Annotated in this window: 1 protein-coding gene; it reads right to left on the bottom strand. The window is 74.6% G+C overall.

Annotated elements, in window-relative coordinates; translation table 11 throughout:
* Positions 1-196: 196 nt before the first annotated feature.
* A complete protein-coding gene (gene argJ / locus VI078_04495) occupies positions 197-1459 on the bottom strand; it encodes a bifunctional glutamate N-acetyltransferase/amino-acid acetyltransferase ArgJ (protein HEY5998546.1) in 1263 nt (420 codons plus the stop codon).
* Positions 1460-1570 lie beyond the last annotated feature (111 nt).

Below are 1570 nucleotides of genomic sequence, written 5' to 3' on the forward strand. Positions count from 1 at the left end.
CCGCAGGGAGATAGAGTGGAGCGGCCGTGAAGCCGGCGAACGGGCCGAGGGCGGTCCCGCAGGGACGCGGGCTGTTGTTTGAGCCCGCAGGGCGAGTTACAGCCCGCGAGCCCCCGCCCCATTCGCCGGTAGGCCGCGGAAACCCACGACCGAGGAAGCGGGCCCGCCGCCTCGCGCACACGCCCGACCTCCGTGGCTAGGTGGGATACTCCGCGTTGATGTAGACGTACTTGTCGGTCAGGTCGCAGGTCAGCACCCGGTCGGCGCCGCGGCCGAGCCCCAGGTCGATCACGAAGCGCAGCACCGGCTGCTCCATCTCCCGTGCCGCCCGCGCCATGCGGGCCGGCGCCACGCCCCGGCCCCTGACGACGACCTGCCTCCCGTTGAGGCTGATCGACACCCGGTCCGGGTCGACCGGCACCCCCGCGTACCCGACCGCCGCCGCCATGCGCCCCCAGTTGAGGTCGCGGCCGAACCATGCCGTCTTCACGAGCTTGGAATTGGCGACCGCGTCCGCCACGCGCAGGGCGTCGGCGTCGCTGCGCGCGCCGCCGACGGCGATCTCCACGAGCTTCGTCGCCCCCTCGCCGTCGCGCACGATCAACTCGGCGAGCCGCCGGCAGACCTCGAGCAGCGCCGACGCGAAGAGCTCGCGCTCCGGCCCGGAAGACGGGACGCGCGCGCCCGAGGCCCCGCCCGCCATGAGCACCACGGTGTCGTTGGTGCTCGTGTCGCCGTCGATGTCGATGCGGTTGAAGGTCCGCGCGACCGCCGCCCCGAGCAGGCGGCGCAGCAGCCCCTGGGGGACCACGGCATCCGTCGTGATGTAGCAGAGCATCGTCGCCATGCGGGGGTGGATCATGCCCGCCCCTTTGCACATGCCGCCGACGCGGACCGGGCGGCCGCCGATGCGGACTTCCAGCGCCGCCTCCTTGACGAAGGTGTCCGTCGTCATGATCGCCTGCGCGGCGCGCCCGCCCCCGTCCGCCGCCAGCGTGCGGACGGCCTCGGGGACGGCCTTCACGATCTTCGCCGCCGGCAGCTGGCGCCCGATGATCCCCGTCGAGGAGACGAGCACCCGCGTCGGGGGCAGCGCCAGCACCCTGGCGACCGCAGCCGCCACCGAGCGCGCCCTTCTCTCGCCCTCCGCGCCGGTCGCGGCGTTGGCGTTGCCGCTGTTCACGAGCACGGCCTGGAGCGGCCCGCCGGCGGCGAGCAGCGCGCGCCCGAGCTTCACCGGGGCGGCGGCGAAGCGGTTCTGCGTGAAGGTCGCGGCCCACGCGGCCGGGCGGTCCGCGAAGAGGCAGGCCACGTCGGCGCGATCGCCCGCGCTCTTGATGCCCGCGGCCACCCCGGAGGCGGCGAAGCCCCGTGCCGCAGTGACGCCCCCGGCGACGGTGCGCATCCCCCTCAGGTCCTTCCAGTCGGTCTTCGGCGGCGACGTGATCCCGTTCGTCATCTGCACAGCCCTCCCTCGGAGCCGGGCCGCCGGCTCCGCGTCCCGTCCGCGATCAGGGGAACAGCCCCGGCGCGTCCAGCCCGGCCGTCTCCGCCTGGCCGAGCATGAGGT

It is taken from the genome of bacterium (genome assembly GCA_036524115.1).
In the GTDB taxonomy this organism is placed as follows: Bacteria; JAUVQV01; JAUVQV01; order JAUVQV01; family DATDCY01; genus DATDCY01.